This window comes from Brevibacillus sp. M2.1A (genome assembly GCF_013284355.2).
Taxonomy (GTDB): domain Bacteria; phylum Bacillota; class Bacilli; order Brevibacillales; family Brevibacillaceae; genus Brevibacillus.
On sequence record NZ_JABSUY020000001.1, the window covers coordinates 1,760,613 to 1,777,496 of the forward strand.

Here is a 16,884-nt window from a genome sequence, read left to right on the forward strand (position 1 = left end):
CCTGTGTCAGACCTTGATCGGCCTTTAGCCCTTCCAGGTCTTTTTTTCTTGCTGTGTCCTTTTCCCCATTCACACGTCTTCCATAATAACTTACCAATACTTAGCAAAAAGGAGCAGCATGACTATGCATTTACCCGTCGTCTACTCAACCATCTGTGAAAAAGCATTACAGAAAGTACTTCAGGAAGCATATCCAACCGAACAAATACAATCGGTTCACTACATGCTTCGAGGCATGAACGATACGTACCTCGTGCAGACGATCGATCAAAAACGAATCTTCAGGCTGTATCGCAGTGATTGGCGAACAGAGGAAGCAGCTGTCGCATTCGAGATGGAGCTCTTGCTCTATTTGAAAAGACAAGGAGTATCTGTATCTGTGCCAATTGCGGACGGTTCAGGAAACCATGTCTTGAGACTGCAAGCAGCAGAGGGCAATCGCTTTGGTGTGTTGTTCACTTTTGCCTGTGGCAAGGAGCAGGAGATCGATACCGAGGAACTGAGCGAACGATTCGGCAGAGCCGTTGCCGAGCTGCATGTCAAATCAGAAGGCTTTTTCACACAGCAAGCTCACGAGGTTTGGGACGCCAAGGCGCTGATTCATCGCCCGTTAGCCATTATCGAGACACGTTTGCAGCATCGGAAGGAAGATTTTCAATTTCTCCAAAAGCTGGCGATGGAGCTGGAAGACAAGCTGAACGAGCATATCCTTGCCGGACTCGACTGGGGGATTTGCCACGGAGACCTTCAAGGGAATTTTAATACGAACTTTTGTGAGGACAACACTTATACTCACTTTGATTTCGACCTGTGCGGATATGGCTGGCGGGCGTATGATCTGGCTGCTTTCAAGCTGAGCCGAATATTGATCGAAGAAGATGACGAACTGGTCGAGGCGCTATGGAGTGCTTTTCTAAAAGGATATACAGAGGTTCGTCCTTTATCTGAAAACGATCAGGCTGCGGTGTCGCTCATGACAGGCATTCGCCAATTGTGGCTAATGGGGCTGTGCATGCATGATCCTCATATCATGGGTAGCAGCGATTCGGATGATGCTTTCGTGAGTGAGAAGATGGAATTTTTTAAAAAATATTTCGCGTGAACGAGAAGCGTTTTGCAAAGCGTTGTCAGAAAAACATGCGGCCCGAAGTCAATGATAGGTAAGCCATACATTGACGAGAAAGAGGGAGAAAAGCATGCTATCGTACATCGGAAGTGGCCACTACTGCTACGCAAATTCATCATCAATGCTTTTGGAGACAATCGGGGAGAAGGTATCGCCTGCCGTACTCGAAGTCCTCTCCGGCGTAGGCATCGGGGCGATGTGGCATGAGGAGCAGAAAGTCATTTATTTCGGTCAAGAGATTCCCGACCGTGGTGTCAGTCATGCGTTGGAGCTGCTAGGGTTTAGCTGGACGGAAAAGTCAGCGGATGCTGAGGGAGAGCCACCATTGGAGGAATTACGGCGTGACGTGGAACATGGACCCGTTTTGCTCGGACCACTTGATATGGGCTATTTGACGTATAATCCCAATGCTGCTTATTTGGGGGGCGCTGACCATTTTGTTCTCGCATACAGGATGGATGAGCAAGCAATCTACCTGCATGATCCAGCAGGATTCCCTTTTGTGAGCTTGCCATTGTCCCAGTTTGTCTTGGCATGGAAAGCTGAAAAAATCTTCGATCGCCTCTTTTCTTATCACTACTGGACAGCACCAAAGCGTGTAGGCAGTCCGTCAGAGGAGGAACAAGCTGCAAATGCCCTTCGTTTATTCCAAGGGATTTATCAGGAAAGTGCATCGGCTAAACCAAGCGCTTCGCTCCTATACGGAAAGGAAGCGATCCTGCGGGTAGTGAAACGGATAGAAGAGGAGGGTGGACTCCCCCCAGCAGAAATTGGTCATCTCTCCTATTTTGCTTTCCAATTAGGGGCGAGGCGAGCCATGGATTTCGCTGTGTTTTTCTCGAAACATGCGCCAGAGCTGGCGGCAATTAAAGAGAAACAAGCGAAGCAATTCGGACGTTGTCACACACTGATCGTGGAAAAGAATGAGCAAGAGCTAGCGAATGCCATGCGCGTATTGGCAGACATCGAAGAGGAATTTCGCTACGTGCTTTGCGCCAAATAATATTGTTCCCCCAAGTGAGTAAGTAATGCTCATTGGGGGTTTTCTTTAATTTGAATATTATTACTTTTTTATGACTCATGACAATCTCATCCCGGATGTGTTACCTTGTTATTCATTAGTCCGCGTAAAGGAGACAAAGTCCATTCCACGTGGACGTTATTTATTAAAAATTAATGGAGGTTTACTATTAATGAAAAAGCTAGGTTTACTACCCAAAATCCTGATCGCCATTGTCCTCGGGATCGGGATCGGTTCTATATCGCCGATTTGGGTTGTGAAAGGATTGGCTACATTTAGTGGCCTGTTTGGAAATTTCCTCGGATTTGCGATTCCGTTGATTATCATTGGATTTATCGCGCCAGGCATCGGTGAGCTGGGCAAAGGGGCAGGGCGTTTGCTTGGGGTAACCACAGGGGTTGCTTACCTGTCAACGATCCTTGCAGGAACGCTTGCTTATTGGGTCAGTACGAGTATTTTTCCACACATTCTTGAGGTAGGTGGACTGGTGAATCAGTATGCCAACCCGGAGGAAGCACTGGTGAAGCCATTCTTTACCGTGGACATGCCGCCGATTGTAGGTGTGATGACAGCATTACTGCTTGCCTTTACCCTTGGTCTTGGAGCGACTGTCATCAAAGGGAATGCCCTCCAAAATGTGATGGTAGACTTGAGAGATATCGTCGAGAAGCTGATTGCTTCCGTCATTATCCCGTTGCTTCCCTTACATATTCTGTCTGTATTTTCCAACCTGACCTATGGTGGACAAGTCACCATGATTCTGTCCGTCTTTGTGAAAGTTTTCGTCATGATTATCGCCTTGCATCTATTCTATCTGTTCGTGCAGTACATGATAGCAGCCCAGATGGGACGCAAAAATCCATTCACGCTGATAAAAAATATGCTCCCCGCTTACTTCACAGCGATTGGAACGCAATCATCTGCGGCCACTATTCCTGTGACACTGAATCAGACCAAGAAAAACGGTGTGAGCGAAAAGATCGCAGATTTCGTCGTTCCACTCTGTGCGACAATCCATCTTTCCGGAAGCACGATTACGCTTGTCAGCTGTTCCATGGCAGTCATGATGCTAAATGACATGACGACATCCTTTAGCGTGATGTTTCCGTTCATCTTGATGCTGGGCGTAACGATGATCGCTGCACCAGGTGTGCCGGGTGGTGCAGTCATGGCAGCACTCGGATTGATGGAGTCCATGCTTGGATTTACTACTACGTTGACTTCGCTGATGATTGCTTTGTACATCGCGCAGGATAGCTTCGGTACTGCTTGTAACGTAACGGGTGATGGTGCGATTGCGGTGATTACGGATCGATTGAGTGAGGAGAAGGCGGCGTGATAATCTCGCTACGAACCTAATTGAAACAGACCTGTCCACTTATAGATAGGTCTTTTTTTATGTGGGAATTCAAGGTACCCCCTAGGGTTTAATCTATTTCTTGGTAAAAACACTGCGATCAAAGCTGCTAGTGTTTTTCGACAGCAAAACTAATAAAAAACAAAATGTACCAGCAAAAGCCAAAATAATCTATATTTTGACATTTTTATCTCAAAATGGTATATTCCTTTTATCCCAAATTATAGGAGGTAATAATTGTGAAAAAAATCCTATTAGCGCTAACTCTAGTATTCGCTGTATCATCATCTGCTTTTGCTGCAAGTACGGAATCTGAGCCAAACGATACCTTTGAAACGGCAGATTTCTTGACTATTAACTCAACCATTTCAGGACAAACCAATGGTAGTGATGAGGATTTTTTTGTTTTTGTAGCAAATAAGACTGGAAAAGTTCGTACTTCTCTTATAGATAACAATTCTAAAGGTGTAAGCATATACGGTGTGTTTGAATCCGATAAAACTACAATGATTGGAGATTCCGGATCTGGTGTACCATTAGATATTAATGTCGTTGCTGGTAAAACTTATTATATAAAAGTTATGGGAATCATCGGTACTTCCAGTTACAATCTCTCGGTCAATAATTTATAATCGGCAGCTTCAAGATCTAGTAATAAAAAAGATAGCTTTTCACTTTAGTCGATCTTGGCTTAGTGAAAAGCTAACTTTTTTCTTTGACTAGGGAAACGTGATTACAGTGACAAAGAGACTAGAGGTATTTTTTCATTACTACTTTACATAAAGGATCTCAATACATTTATTATTAATGGGAGTGCACTGTTATGCGACTGGCTAAACTCTAAATTCCCCCGTTTCCAACTAGTTCGAATTATATTATCATTGGATATAATTCCATCATTCTACTTTTTGCGAAAAGGGGAATACATAACGCAATGTTTAACGAACGGAAAGCGTTACAAATGACATTGCAGGCCATGCTAGAGCAGCGTATGGCACTGCGTCGACATTACGTCGATCAGGACAAGCAGTTGGGAGCTGACATCAAGCAGCTTTTGAGCCGCATTCGTGAGTTGGATAACGAAGCCGGGATCGGAGACGAAGAGAGCCCTGACGATGTAACTTTGGCAACAGAGGAATTTTCGGATGATTTGATGAAGCGAATGAAGGTGAGAAAGGCGCACATTCGTCATGATTATGTGGAAGTTGCGAAGCACATCGAAAACCTGTTACGGGAAGCGATGTCTCCAATGTCATTGGCTGATCTCTGCTCCGTGTTGAAAGCACGGCACCAGGTAGAGTTTGCGAGTCCCTACATTGGTGTACAGAAGTCATTAAAGTATTTGCCCCAAGTAAAAGTAGAAAAGGACGGGCGGAAACTGATTTTTTCACTCTAGGCAATCAGGGTGAGAGAGGCAGTTTCACGGGAGGCAAGACCCAAAAAAGGCGATGTGTCTATGCACAATCGCCTTTTGGTGTCTATGATTGTCTTGCTTATTGCAAGAAGGATTTGAGCATCCAAATGTGTTTTTCCAGGCTGCTGCGGATTCCCAACAGCATATCGGATGTCCCTTCATCGTCCGCTTGATCAGCTGTTTCCATAGCCAGCTTCAACTCGTCTACAAGAATGGAGAAGTCTCTCGTGATCGTTTCTACCATTTGCTCAGCTGTTTCGCCTCCTTCTGCTTCGGTGACGCTTGCAGTGTTCAGACATGCAGCCAGAGTCGCTACAGGCTTTCCACCGATGGAGAGGACGCGTTCAGCAAGGGTATCGAGATTTGCTGCTGCTTCGTTGTACAATTCCTCAAATTTTGCGTGGAGTGTAAAGAAGTGAGGTCCTTTTACATTCCAGTGAAAATTGTGTAGTTTCGTATAGAGGACTGTCCAGTTCGCCACTTGTTTATTGAGAACGCTGTAGAGTGTGTTTTCCATCGAGAATCTCTCCTTATTTATAATTATTATTTGTTTAAACTTATTATAAACTAATAAGGATTATTGTCAACACCCAGGAGGAAATTTATGTCGCAGCTGCGTATCGGTGCGGTTATTTTAGCAGGCGGAAAAAGCAGCAGAATGGGCTCTCCAAAGCAAAAATTACCATGGAGGGACGGAACCTTTTTAACAGAGTTGGTAAAGGAGGTACAAGCGATTGGCTTGTCTTGTTTCATTGTAGCGAACGATTTTTCGGGCACTCAAGTGACACAAAAGGAACAAATTGATGAACAGCCCGTCACAATAACTCCTGATCTGGTACCATCCTGCGGTCCTGTCAGTGGGTTGGTTACTGCTTTTCGCGTAAGTACCGAGGATGCTTTGCTGGTGTTGTCCTGCGACCTACCTTTTATGGATCGTGTACAAATAGCGAAATTCATTGAATTTGCCAGAGAGAGGGACGAGTGGGATGTGATTGTTGCCCAATCAGAAGGCCGAACCCATCCATTATGTGCTGTGTACCATCGGAGAACGCAGAGTAATTGGGAGCAGGCTCTTTTGAATGGACAGCGAAGATTAATGCGAACTTTAGATGAACTGCGAGTGGTGCCCTTGCCTGATGAATGCTTGGACCCTTGGGCTGTATATAATGTCAACACACCTGAAGAGTACGAACAGGCAAAACTTGAAGAAAAACGCAGAAAGACAGGACATGCTTGAAACGTGTCCTGTTTTTTGTTTGGAAAAAAGGGGCTTTTCATAAAGGGCTATCATACAAGCGTTTCTCTGGACAAACCGTATGAATAGTAGTGATGGCTAACGAAAGGAGGGAGCGCAATGACAAGAAAGTGCAAAAAACAAGGCAAACACCACGGTCACCACTGTTGTTGCAAAAAACCCGACAAACACGACCACCACTGTTGCGACAAAAAAACCGAAAAGAATTACGACCACCACTGCTGTTGCAAAAAAACCGACAAATATTACGACCACCACTGCTGCTGCAAAAAACGTGACAAGTATTACGGTCACCACTGCTGTTGCAAGAAACACGACGATTATTACGAGCCACAATGCTGCTGCAAAAAGCATGAACATTGCCACGATCACTGCTGTTACTGCAATGACCATGATTGCAAAGGCACTGAAAAACATGACCACCACTGTTGCAAGAAGCAAGACATAGATGATGAAGACGAAGAAGAGGACGACGACGAAGACAAAGATGAAGAAGATGATGAGGACGAAGACGAAGACGAAGACGAAGACGACCACGGCCACTGCAAGCATAAAAAGAAACGCTGCTGCTGCAAATAAAAAATTCCCACGTTGAAAGAAAGAACAAAAGCCCGAGATGCTAACTCGGGCTTTGAGATTACCAGATGAAAAAATATAGAAAAGCGGGAAGGCTCTAAGCTTGTCCCGCTTTTGATTGATTCCTTCTTTAAGGCAGAAGAATTCTTTCGGCTTGTGTATACACGTTCATTTTGTCATTGCGGATAAATCCGACTGCGGTGAGCTTCAGCTCATCTGCCAGTTGAAGGGCGAGATCAGTTGGAGCGGACTTGGACAAAATGATGCCAGCACCAATCTTGGCAGCCTTGAGCAGCACCTCAGACGAGATGCGTCCACTAAATACTAGAATTTTGTCCGTGGTGGAAATGTTATCTTGCAAGCATTTCCCATAGATTTTGTCGAGCGCATTGTGACGCCCGATATCGGAGTACTGAAGCAAAACTTCATCCGGTGTACAGAGGGCTGCATTGTGGACACCACCTGTTTGGCGGTGAATCTCAGACGACGCTTGCAATTCCTTCATCAGGCGCATGCATTGAGCGGGGGTGACAGTTGTTGTGCTTTCAACAGGCTTTGCTGTGCGCGCATCGCTAAAAAAGTAAAAGGACTGTCTGCTTTTTCCGCAGCAGGAAGTAATTCTGCGTTTGGAGTAAAAGCTCTGGGACAAAATTGTTTCTTTATGCAAATCAACGTAAGCAAATCCTTGGGCCTCATTAATCGTAAGCTGCTTGATTTCCGAGTAGCTCTTGATGACGCCTTCGGCTGCGAGAAAACCGATGACCATCTCTTCCAGGTCGGCCGGAGTACATACGATTGTAGCGAATTCCTCATCGTTGAGAAAAATCGTGAGGGGGTACTCGGTGACGATTTCGTCGTCTTCCCAGCCATGTTGGTCAGCCGAAATTTTCAACACGGGCAGTCGGGTGGTGATGGTTAGATCGGACATACGGGCCTCCTTTTTGTCGAATTTATGAAGTTTTCATGGCTATTTTGTGAGGAAAATATTGTCGAGTGAACGCTTACATGGTAGTATACTATGTGAGATGAAAAGTGTCATAAAATTTTCGTCTTTCCATGTATTCATAGCGTAAGGACAGATTGACACGGAGCAGCGACCCTGCCACCGATTATTTTGTAGCCTTGCAGCGAAAATTACATAGTGAACACAATGCTTGTTGATGCTGATGTAGCGTTCCTGCTGATGATTAACTGCTGTGTTTCATCGTAGTCCTCGTTTCCATTTGTGGAGACCTGGGTGAGTCGGTGAAATCGGCAGTTTTTCTTTTTTTCGAGAAGGCTGTTGATGGATCCACAGCATGCTCAAGACCATTGCAAAGGAGATGAATGATTTGGAACAAAAAGTGAAAAACCGCTGGCTTATCGCGTTGGCTGCGGTAGGCATCCACATCTCGATTGGGTCGGTATACGCCTGGAGTGTATTCACCAAGCCAATTACCGAGCAATTCGGCTGGGACTTGCCGGATGTTCAATTTACGTTTAGCATTGCGATCTTGTTCTTGGGGCTGTCTGCTGCCTTCCTCGGTCATTATGTCGAAAAGCACGGCCCGCGTAAAGCTGGTATTCTCGCATCGATCTTTTTTGGAGTAGGAACTGTCGGGGCTGGCTTGGCGATTCAATTGAGCAGCTTGCCTCTGTTGTACGTATGTTATGGAGTGCTGGGCGGTATTGGACTTGGGGTAGGTTATATTACGCCAGTATCGACTCTGGTCAAATGGTTTCCGGATCGCCGCGGTTTAGCAACGGGTCTTGCCATTATGGGCTTTGGTTTTGCTTCCATGATTGCCAGTCCGATTATGAACGCTTTGATTGCAAATGTAGGAATCGCGAACACCTTTTATATTTTGGGCCTTATATATTTCGTTGTAATGTTGGCTTCTGCTCAATATTTGGCTCCACCTCCTAAAGGCTGGGTACCGGCTGGATTTTCCGCTGAGGGAACAGTTGGCAGCAAGCAAATCAAAAAAGATTTGTGCCAATTGACTGCCAACGAAGCGATCAAGACACGCCGTTTTTACTGGCTGTGGCTGATGCTGTTTATCAACGTGACATGTGGGATTGCTGTTATTTCGGTAGCATCGCCGATGGCGCAAGAAATGGTGGGGATGTCTGTCGGAACAGCAGCACTGATGGTAGGGCTAAACGGTTTATTCAACGGTGGTGGACGAATCGGCTGGGCGTCTCTGTCTGATTTCATTGGACGACCAAATACGTACACAGCTTTCTTTGCTATCCAAATGGTACTGTTCTTCTTGTTGCCGAATATGTCCAATCCGATCTTGTTCATGGTAGCGATGTTCATCATTATGACCTGTTACGGTGGTGGCTTTGCATCCATTCCGGCGTACATTGGTGACCTGTTTGGAACGAAGCAATTGGGCGCAATTCACGGGTATATTTTGACGGCATGGGCTGCTGCCGGCTTGGCAGGACCGATCTTTGCAGCATGGGTTCGCAAGACGACAGAAAGCTATACAGGAACCATGAGTGTTTTCGCAGGAATGTTCGTTGTCGCTCTGGTGATCTCGCTAGTAATCCGTCTGGATATCAAAAAACTGAAGGAAGAAGCCAAACAAAGAGAAAAGTCTGTTGAATTGGCTAGTTAATCAATGGTAAAGTTTAAATAGAGAATGATTTGAAGTAAAGGTGATTTTCCTCGATGAATAAGTTCGAAGCAGAATTCAGTAATTTGGTCAGGGCTTTCCGAAAGCGCCATATGGGAAAGGGACCTAGCAAGATCAGCACCACGTTCTGCAAGAACTGGGCGATCTGCGAGATGGAAGGCAACCTTTCTCCGGTGGAAAAGTTCATCGCCACTTCGGAAGACGGAAAGCAGACATTACGAGCTGCCCGAACCGAAATGGTCAAAGAGATCTATCGGAAACACCAGCCAGTTGACATGGAAGCGTTTCTTGGAGCAAAACTCGTTGATCTATTCGTTGATATTGACATCGAACGGGATTTTGGAATGTCGATCTTTGTTTTTGATCAAGACATCGAAAAGAAAATGAAAAACGAACCGTAAGTCTAAACGAAGCAGCGTCCCTGTTCACCGGCTTAGACGTAACGGAATTCGCGAAAAGCAAACACGAAGTTGAGACTAGGTAGCGAACCTGCCGTAGACAACCACCGTGAACACGCTCTTTTCCTATAGGACAAGGGACGGTTTCATGGTGGTTTTTTTCGTCTCAATGGAGTTTATTAGAGGGGAGACTAAAGAAATGGGCAAGACCAAGCATGGCGGACCAATTAAGCTGGATACTTCGTGGAAGCCTTCCTTATGGGCTTCACTGATGCCGATGGGGCTCGGGAAAATCAAGCCGCATCACATTCGGGATACGATGAAGGTGGCCTATGACAATCGCGATAATTTGGGTTATGCCTATCGCATTTTGACCCAAGGGGTATGTGATGGCTGCGCTCTCGGCGTATCCGGCCTCTACGATCAGACGTTGACTGGTCCGCATTTGTGCACCACGCGACTGAACGTCCTGCGTCTCAATACCATGCCTGCCATGGATGCCAAATGGTTTGAGGATGTAAATGCGCTGCGTAAGCTATCCAGCGCAGAATTGCGCAAGCTGGGAAGAATTCCGTATCCGCTTTCAAGAAAACCAGGCGAAAACAAGTTCACCCGCATTAGTTGGGATGAAGCGTTAAACCGCATCGCGAGAAAAATCAAAAACATCAGCCCGAAACAGCTGGCCTTTTTCTTGACCGCTCGTGGGATTACCAACGAGGTATACTACACAGCAGCTAAAATGGCTCGTTTCCTCGGAACCAACAACATCGACAACGCATCACGTATTTGTCACTCGCCGAGTAAGACAGCACTGAAGCGGTCGGTTGGGATTGGTGCATCGAGCTGTAACTATCAGGATTGGATCGGTACCGATGTGCTCGTATTCTGGGGCTCTGTACCAGGCAACAACCAGCCTGTATCAACGAAATACATGTATGCTGCGAAAAAAGCAGGAACGAAAATTATCCTGATCAACCCGTACAGAGAGCCAGCGATGGAGAAGTACTGGATTCCATCTGTACCGGATAGTGCTTTGTTCGGGACGAAGATTGCGGACGATTTCTACCAAGTGAACATTGGCGGCGACATCGCATTCATGAACGGTGTGATGAAGATTTGGTTCGAGATGGAGGAAGCCAAGCCAGGTTCTGCGATCAATCATGAATTCATCAAGGAGCACGCGAACGGAATCGAGGAGCTGCGCAAGCATGTGATGAATGAATCGTGGGATAAGATCGTAGAATCCTCCGGTCTCAGCCGCGAGCGTATCAAAGAATTCGCAGAACTGCTCGCCAACTCCAAAAATGGTGTATTCGTATGGAGTATGGGTCTGACCCAGCACAAATTCGGTACGGACAATATTTCTCAAGTAGCCAATCTGGCCATCCTTCGTGGATTCTTGGGTCGCAAGCACACTGGTCTCATGCCGATTCGCGGACACTCCGGCGTACAAGGCTCCGGTGAAATGGGTGCCGATCCGTTCAGCTTGCCAGGTGGAGATTTTGAAGAAAAATCCTGGAACCGCATTGAAAAGATCTGGAACTTCCCGATCCCGAAATGGCAAGGAGATATCGTCGGTATTTCTTTGGAAAATGCAGTGTTGCCGGATGGACATGAGCGTAAGACGAGATTGTTCTATACGAGTGGCGGCAACTTCCTGGAGACGATGCCAGATCCGGACTTCATGCAAAAATGCTTGGAGAGCATAGAAGTGCGTGTACATCAGGACATCATTTTCAACACATCCACGCTGGTGGATGCGAAGGAAGAAGTCATCGTACTGCCAGCAATGACTCGCTACGAGCAGCCGGGTGGCGGTACATCGACAAGTACAGAGCGTATGGTTTACTTCAGTGCCGAAGTGGAAGGGCCTCGTATTGAAGAAGCTCGTTCTGAATGGGAGATTTACGTAGATCTGGCGGCACGGGTCAATCCAGAGAAAAAGCATCTGATGCACTTCTCAAGCGCAGCTGAAATTCGCGCAGAGATTGCCTTGGCCAATCCGAACTACGATGGTATCCAGCATCTGAAAAACCGTGGAGATGTTTTCCAATGGGGCGGTGCATGGTTGTGTGAAGGCGGCGTATGCCCGACACCGGATGGCCGAGCGAATCTGATTCCGATTGAGATTCCGGATTTGAACAAGCCAGAGGGACACTTCTATGTAACAACTCGTCGCGGTAAGCAGTTCAACTCGATGATTTATAGCAAGAAAGACCCGTTCAACAATGCAGACCGTTATGATATCCTGATCAATGCAGAGGATGCAAAAGAACTGCGCATTGCAGAAGGCGAAAACATCGTCGTTTACAATAAATATGGTACGTTCCAAGGACGTGCCAAATTCGAGGACACCAGACGCGGAAACATTCAAGTGCACTGGCCGGAAGGGAATGTACTCATTCCGAAGGGTGTATACGAGACATACTCAGGTATTCCCGAATACAATACAGCCGTGAAGGTTGAAAAAGCGGACACTTTCCACGCCAACAAAGATTTGAAATATGTGGAGAGAGAAGTAGAAGATTTGGAAGTAAACGTCGGCTGACGAGCTGCAGCAATGGGTGGTCAAGATTAGGGGGAACAAGCCATGCGTTTTTCGCGACAAACACTCTCGGTTGAGGAAGCGATGAGCAAGCTGTTGGCTAAATTGCTAACGGGGAGAACGGAACAAGTGCAGATCGGGGAGGCATACGGGCGAATACTTGCCACTGATCTACGTGCAACATACGATTTGCCGCACTTTGACCGCTCGCCGCTGGATGGATTTGCCGTGAGAGCTGACGATACGGTTGGGGCCTCCGTTGATCACCCGATTACGCTAACAGTGCTAGAGACGGTTGCGGCCGGGCAAGTACCTACCAAAGAATTGAAAAAGGGCTGCGCGACTCGGATCATGACAGGCGCGATGATGCCTGCGGGTGCGGATGCGGTCATCATGTTTGAGCAAACGTACAACCCAGCCGAAGAGGCGGATGCTGTGCGAATCAAGCGTGAGATGAAGCCTGGGGAAAATGTATCGCGTCGCGGTGAAGAGATGGCCAAAGAAACGATCATTGCCAAGGCGGGTGAGCGGATTAACGCAGGTACTCTCGCCAGCTTGGCTACGTTTGGCTATTCGCAGGTAGAGGTGTTCTGCAAGCCGCGTGTCGGTCTGATTTCGACTGGAAGCGAGCTGTTGGAGATTGATCAGCCGCTTGCTCCAGGCAAAATTCGCAACAGTAATACGGTGATGCTGACTGCCTTGATTGCCGAGGCAGGGGGCATCCCTGTTTCGTTTTCAAGATTGCCGGATGATTTGTTGGTGGCGAAGGCGAAAATTAGTGAATGCTTGCGGGACGTGGATCTGGTCATTTCAAGCGGCGGTGTGTCCGTTGGGGATTTTGATGTGATCGCGGCTTTAGTGGATGAGCCTGAGGTGGAGCTTTTGTTCAACCGGATCGCAATACGTCCAGGAAGTCCGACGACGGCCATGATTATGGAAGGCAAGCCTTTTATTGCCCTATCAGGGAATCCGGGTGCCTGTTTTCTCGGGTTTGAATTATTTGCGCGAGCAGCCATTCGTCGCATCTCGGGAGAAGCCCACGTCGTGCAACAGGTGATTAAGGCGAGACTCGGCGTCGATTATACGAAGCCTTGTCCATACCCGCGTTATCTGCGAGGGAAGCTCCTCGAAAAAGACGGGACTTTGCACGCAATCCCTGATTTCAATGAAAAGGCAGGGAATCTGGGGACGTTGAAGGACAGCGAATGCTTTATGATCATACCAGCCGGGGGAAGCGGGAAAACAGCAGGAGAGCTGGTTGATGTTCTTACCCATGCGGCCCCAACCTGGAGAAGAGAGGGATAGCGTATGGTCAAGCCACCTTGTGTTTTGCAGATGGTCGGTTATTCAAACAGTGGCAAGACGACGCTGCTCACTAAGCTCATTCCGATTCTCGAAAAGGCTGGGATAAGAGTTGGGGTCATCAAGCATGATGGCGGACACGATTTTGAGTGGGATCAACCTGGGAAGGACACTTGGCGTTATCGTGAAGCCGGGGCCTCGCTAGTGGCTATCACATCCAAAACGAAAACGGCCATCGTGGAGCAAAAGCCGCAAGAGCTGTCCGTCCTGATCCAGCGTCTGGCAGATGCCGGGGCCCAGCTCGTTTTGGTCGAAGGCTTCAAGCGTGAAGGCTATCCAAAGCTCGTCCTGCTTCGCAGGCCAGAAGATGAAGAGCTCTTATCTATCGTTACGCATCTGGTAGGGATCGTAGGTTGGTCGGAAAAGCCTCAGCCGGGGTTGCCCTTTTTCGATATTAATGACATAGACAACATAGCCAATTTTGTAAGGGAACGGGTTTCCGTTTGGCGTTGTCAAAACTGATTAGAAACATTGAGATCATTCCAGCTTGATTGGGGATGATCTTTTTTTGTAGCATGGCAGATGATCCATGTAATGAAAAATGTGGTAATGTAAATAAAAAATCGGCGAGAAATGATAAGGAGCAAAGAACATGAAATGCCCTCATTGTCACAACGAATTAAATGAACTGCCTTTCTGTTATGGAATAGAAGCGCCACATTATTTTTACATGGTACCAGAAGAGAAACGAACAGAATTAATCAGAGACTTTTGTGTAATTGATGAACAGCATTTCTTTATTAGAGGACATATTGAAATACCAATAATAGATAGTCATGAGAAATTTATATGGAGTGTTTGGGTTTCTCTTAGTGAAGAAAACTTTTTGAGATCGAATGAATTGCTGCACGTAGAAGGAAGAGAAAGTGAAGAACCGTATTTTGGCTGGTTATCGACTGAACTTTCCATCTATCCAGAAACCACCCTATCCTTAAAGACATGGGTACATACACAAAAAGTTGGTGTGGTACCCTTCATAGAATTAGAACAAACGAATCATCCACTTGCGGTTGAACAAAGAGAAGGAATTACAATGGAGAGAGTGAAAGAAATTGCTCATTTCATCAATCATACCGAGTAATCAGAAAATGCCTGCTGCCGGGATGTTCCGGCAGCTTTTTCGTTTTCTCATGACTTAGACGATAGCTTATGGATTGCTTCAATTAGGCAGTTTTGGACGTATATATTCAATCCAATGGCTGATAAACTTGCAGCATATTTCAAAAAAATAGGAGTGATAACAATGGATGGAGTGCGTTACAAAATAAGAGAAGTATTAGATAAGAGCAAGATTGAGACATTTTTGCAGCAAGCTAGAATCGGGCATCTTGGAATGGTCGATGGTCATCTGCCGTATGTAGTTCCGCTCAATTTTGTTTGGACAAATGGGAAGCTTTATTTCCATGGTGCCACCGGCGGGAGAAGAAATCAGGTTATGGATGCTAATCCAGAGGTCTGTTTTACGGTTTGCGAAGAATATGGAACGATTACTGATCCGGTGCCAGCTAAGACGGACACAGCGTATATGAGTGTAATGATTTTTGGCAAGGCACAGCCTATCGTTGATCTGGATGAAGCTACATACATGCTGCAAGAAATGATGAATAAGTATGTGCCAGGCTACTATAATCGGCCTTTACCCAAGCAGCACGTAGACAAATACCGTTCAGCAGTATTCGGTGGTCCGGTTCAGGTGTACCGGATAGATCCACAGCATATCACTGCGAAAGAAAACCCAATAGAAGAAGAAAAAATGTTCAAACCTGGTAAAAACGTATAATCTCCGCAAGACGAAAAATGCCTTCTTGAATGGTGGATTCATCTACTTTAGCAAAACCCAGCACCCATCCTTTTCGATCGCATCTCAAACAATACTTGCTAAGAGGATAAACACGGATTCCTTTTTCCAGTGCCAGGATCGTCGCGGCTTTTTCATCAAACGATTGATCAGCTTCAAGAAGGATATGCAATCCCGTTTCTACGCCGCTTAGTGTGAAGTGTTCGACGAGACCTGTCGTGATGATGGCCTTCGTCATGGCTTCATGTCTGCGCCGATAAACATTTCGAACCCGTCTCATATGGCGCATGAAATGACCATGCTCAATAAAATGAGTAAGCGTTAATTGCTCCATAATCGGAAGATGTCGATAGGTTAATTCATGGACGTGGGCGAGCTGACGAATGGCCTCTTTGGGACCAACGATTGCCGATATCCGTATACCAGGAGCAATCATTTTGGAAAAACTCATCATATACAACGTGTTCTGAGGTCGCTGACTGAACAAGGTCGGAAGTGGGTCGCCGCGATAGCGAAATTCGCTGTCGTAATCATCCTCAACAATCCAAAACTGCTGCTCGGCAGCCATGTGTAACAATTGTTGCCTGCGAGGTTCGGACATAATGACTCCAACCGCACACTGATGCGATGGCGTAACATAGACAAGCTTGGACCCCGGATGAATCTGGTCTGCGCATAACCCGTACTCGTCAACTGGAACGGAGACAACCTGCATACGCCGATACTTCATTGCCATCCAGGCAGCAGGGAAGCCAGGATCTTCTACAGAAACGGTATCCCCTTCATGTAAAAGGGCTTGGGCGATCAGATCGATGCTATGTTGTGCACCTGAGGTTAACATGATTTGATCGATATTTACATGAATGCCCCGTTCAAGTGACAAGTAACGTTGAATCTGTTCTCGTAGCGGTTGGTATCCATAGGCATTGCCATAAGCCCAACTGTCCAGATTCGTTTCTGTGGAAGCCTGTAAAAACGAACGCCTCCAAATTTTTTGAAAATGTTCGTCCAGATATGGCTCATGGGGACTGAAATCGACCTCAACCTTTTGACGATCTCTGTCCCCGAACCAACCTTGCAAATGACCGATTGTAGCGTTTAATAAAGGCAATTCGGGAGGGGCAGGTCCTTCGGGCGCAGCAACCTCTAAAGGACGAGTTGCATAAATCCATTCGCTAACTCTCGTTCCACCGCGGCGAGAGGTGACAGTGTAGCCGCGGCTGAATAACTCCTCATAAACAATCTGTATGGTTGAACGGGAAACGCCAATTAGAGAAGCGAGTTCGCGGGAGGGTAGTAGCAATTCACCTGGCTGCCATTTTCCAGAGGTAATATTATGGATCGCTTGGTCCAGCAGTTGCTGCCAGATTGGACGCTTGTCATCTCGGTTTACGGTTAGCATTCATTC

At 46.6% G+C, this 16,884-nt stretch carries 17 protein-coding genes; 13 read left to right on the top strand and 4 right to left on the bottom strand.

The annotated features are described in order from the left end of the window. The first annotated feature begins 124 nt into the window (after nucleotides 1-124). From HP567_RS08725 to HP567_RS08745, 5 genes are all read left to right on the top strand, one after another. The gene (locus tag HP567_RS08725; RefSeq protein WP_173609062.1) at nucleotides 125-1,102 is read left to right on the top strand and encodes a homoserine kinase; all 978 of its coding nucleotides are present in this window, start codon (nucleotides 125-127) and stop codon (nucleotides 1,100-1,102) included. 94 nt (nucleotides 1,103-1,196) lie between these two features. Then, nucleotides 1,197-2,129: a hypothetical protein gene (locus tag HP567_RS08730; protein WP_173609061.1), complete on the top strand. Its 933-nt coding sequence runs from the start codon at nucleotides 1,197-1,199 to the stop codon at nucleotides 2,127-2,129. 190 nt (nucleotides 2,130-2,319) lie between these two features. Beyond that, entirely contained in the window at nucleotides 2,320-3,486 is a 1,167-nt protein-coding gene (locus tag HP567_RS08735) for a dicarboxylate/amino acid:cation symporter (protein WP_173609060.1), read from the top strand. Nucleotides 3,487-3,743: 257 nt separating this feature from the next. Then, nucleotides 3,744-4,136 (top strand): hypothetical protein, encoded by a 393-nt coding sequence (locus HP567_RS08740; protein WP_173609059.1) that lies wholly within the window; start codon nucleotides 3,744-3,746, stop codon nucleotides 4,134-4,136. 302 nt (nucleotides 4,137-4,438) lie between these two features. Continuing rightward, nucleotides 4,439-4,900, top strand: a complete 462-nt coding sequence (locus HP567_RS08745; RefSeq protein WP_173609058.1) for a hypothetical protein — start codon at nucleotides 4,439-4,441, stop codon at nucleotides 4,898-4,900. A 97-nt stretch (nucleotides 4,901-4,997) separates the two neighbouring features. Here HP567_RS08745 and HP567_RS08750 read toward each other — a convergent pair whose 3' ends face one another. Further along, nucleotides 4,998-5,435: a Dps family protein gene (locus tag HP567_RS08750; protein WP_173609057.1), complete on the bottom strand. Its 438-nt coding sequence runs from the start codon at nucleotides 5,433-5,435 to the stop codon at nucleotides 4,998-5,000. A gap of 87 nt (nucleotides 5,436-5,522) precedes the next feature. On the opposite strand from HP567_RS08750, the gene mobA reads away from it, so the two are divergent. Beyond that, entirely contained in the window at nucleotides 5,523-6,155 is a 633-nt protein-coding gene (mobA, locus tag HP567_RS08755) for a molybdenum cofactor guanylyltransferase (RefSeq protein WP_173609056.1), read from the top strand. A 96-nt stretch (nucleotides 6,156-6,251) separates the two neighbouring features. Here the strand turns inward: mobA and HP567_RS08760 are convergent, their stop codons facing one another. Further along, a complete protein-coding gene (locus HP567_RS08760; RefSeq protein WP_173609055.1) occupies nucleotides 6,252-6,725 on the bottom strand; it encodes a hypothetical protein in 474 nt (157 codons plus the stop codon). A 154-nt stretch (nucleotides 6,726-6,879) separates the two neighbouring features. Beyond that, nucleotides 6,880-7,677 carry a formate dehydrogenase accessory sulfurtransferase FdhD gene (gene fdhD, locus HP567_RS08765; RefSeq protein ID WP_173609054.1) on the bottom strand — a complete coding sequence of 266 codons (798 nt, stop codon included), beginning with the start codon at nucleotides 7,675-7,677 and terminating at the stop codon, nucleotides 6,880-6,882. A gap of 403 nt (nucleotides 7,678-8,080) precedes the next feature. Here fdhD and HP567_RS08770 point away from each other — a divergent pair, with 403 nt between their 5' ends. The 7 genes from HP567_RS08770 to HP567_RS08800 all read left to right on the top strand — a co-directional run bounded on the left by HP567_RS08770 (nucleotide 8,081) and on the right by HP567_RS08800 (nucleotide 15,458). Then, nucleotides 8,081-9,355: an L-lactate MFS transporter gene (locus HP567_RS08770; protein ID WP_285862619.1), complete on the top strand. Its 1,275-nt coding sequence runs from the start codon at nucleotides 8,081-8,083 to the stop codon at nucleotides 9,353-9,355. 53 nt (nucleotides 9,356-9,408) lie between these two features. Next, nucleotides 9,409-9,774 (top strand): DUF2294 domain-containing protein, encoded by a 366-nt coding sequence (locus HP567_RS08775; RefSeq protein ID WP_012684864.1) that lies wholly within the window; start codon nucleotides 9,409-9,411, stop codon nucleotides 9,772-9,774. Between the two features lie 196 nt (nucleotides 9,775-9,970). After that, complete coding sequence (locus tag HP567_RS08780) at nucleotides 9,971-12,319, top strand: FdhF/YdeP family oxidoreductase (protein WP_173609052.1); 2,349 nt, start codon at nucleotides 9,971-9,973, stop codon at nucleotides 12,317-12,319. Nucleotides 12,320-12,361: 42 nt separating this feature from the next. Continuing rightward, a complete protein-coding gene (locus tag HP567_RS08785; protein WP_173609051.1) occupies nucleotides 12,362-13,621 on the top strand; it encodes a molybdopterin molybdotransferase MoeA in 1,260 nt (419 codons plus the stop codon). 3 nt (nucleotides 13,622-13,624) lie between these two features. Beyond that, nucleotides 13,625-14,140, top strand: coding sequence for a molybdopterin-guanine dinucleotide biosynthesis protein B (gene mobB / locus HP567_RS08790; RefSeq protein WP_173609050.1), 516 nt, complete (start codon nucleotides 13,625-13,627; stop codon nucleotides 14,138-14,140). A gap of 130 nt (nucleotides 14,141-14,270) precedes the next feature. Beyond that, nucleotides 14,271-14,759 (top strand): DUF2199 domain-containing protein, encoded by a 489-nt coding sequence (locus HP567_RS08795; RefSeq protein ID WP_173609049.1) that lies wholly within the window; start codon nucleotides 14,271-14,273, stop codon nucleotides 14,757-14,759. Between the two features lie 162 nt (nucleotides 14,760-14,921). Continuing rightward, nucleotides 14,922-15,458 carry a pyridoxamine 5'-phosphate oxidase family protein gene (locus HP567_RS08800; RefSeq protein ID WP_173609048.1) on the top strand — a complete coding sequence of 179 codons (537 nt, stop codon included), beginning with the start codon at nucleotides 14,922-14,924 and terminating at the stop codon, nucleotides 15,456-15,458. On the opposite strand, the gene pdxR is transcribed toward HP567_RS08800, so the two are convergent. Further along, nucleotides 15,436-16,878 (bottom strand): MocR-like pyridoxine biosynthesis transcription factor PdxR, encoded by a 1,443-nt coding sequence (pdxR, locus tag HP567_RS08805; protein ID WP_173609047.1) that lies wholly within the window; start codon nucleotides 16,876-16,878, stop codon nucleotides 15,436-15,438. The two genes, HP567_RS08800 and pdxR, sit on opposite strands and share 23 nt — an antisense overlap. Nucleotides 16,879-16,884 lie beyond the last annotated feature (6 nt).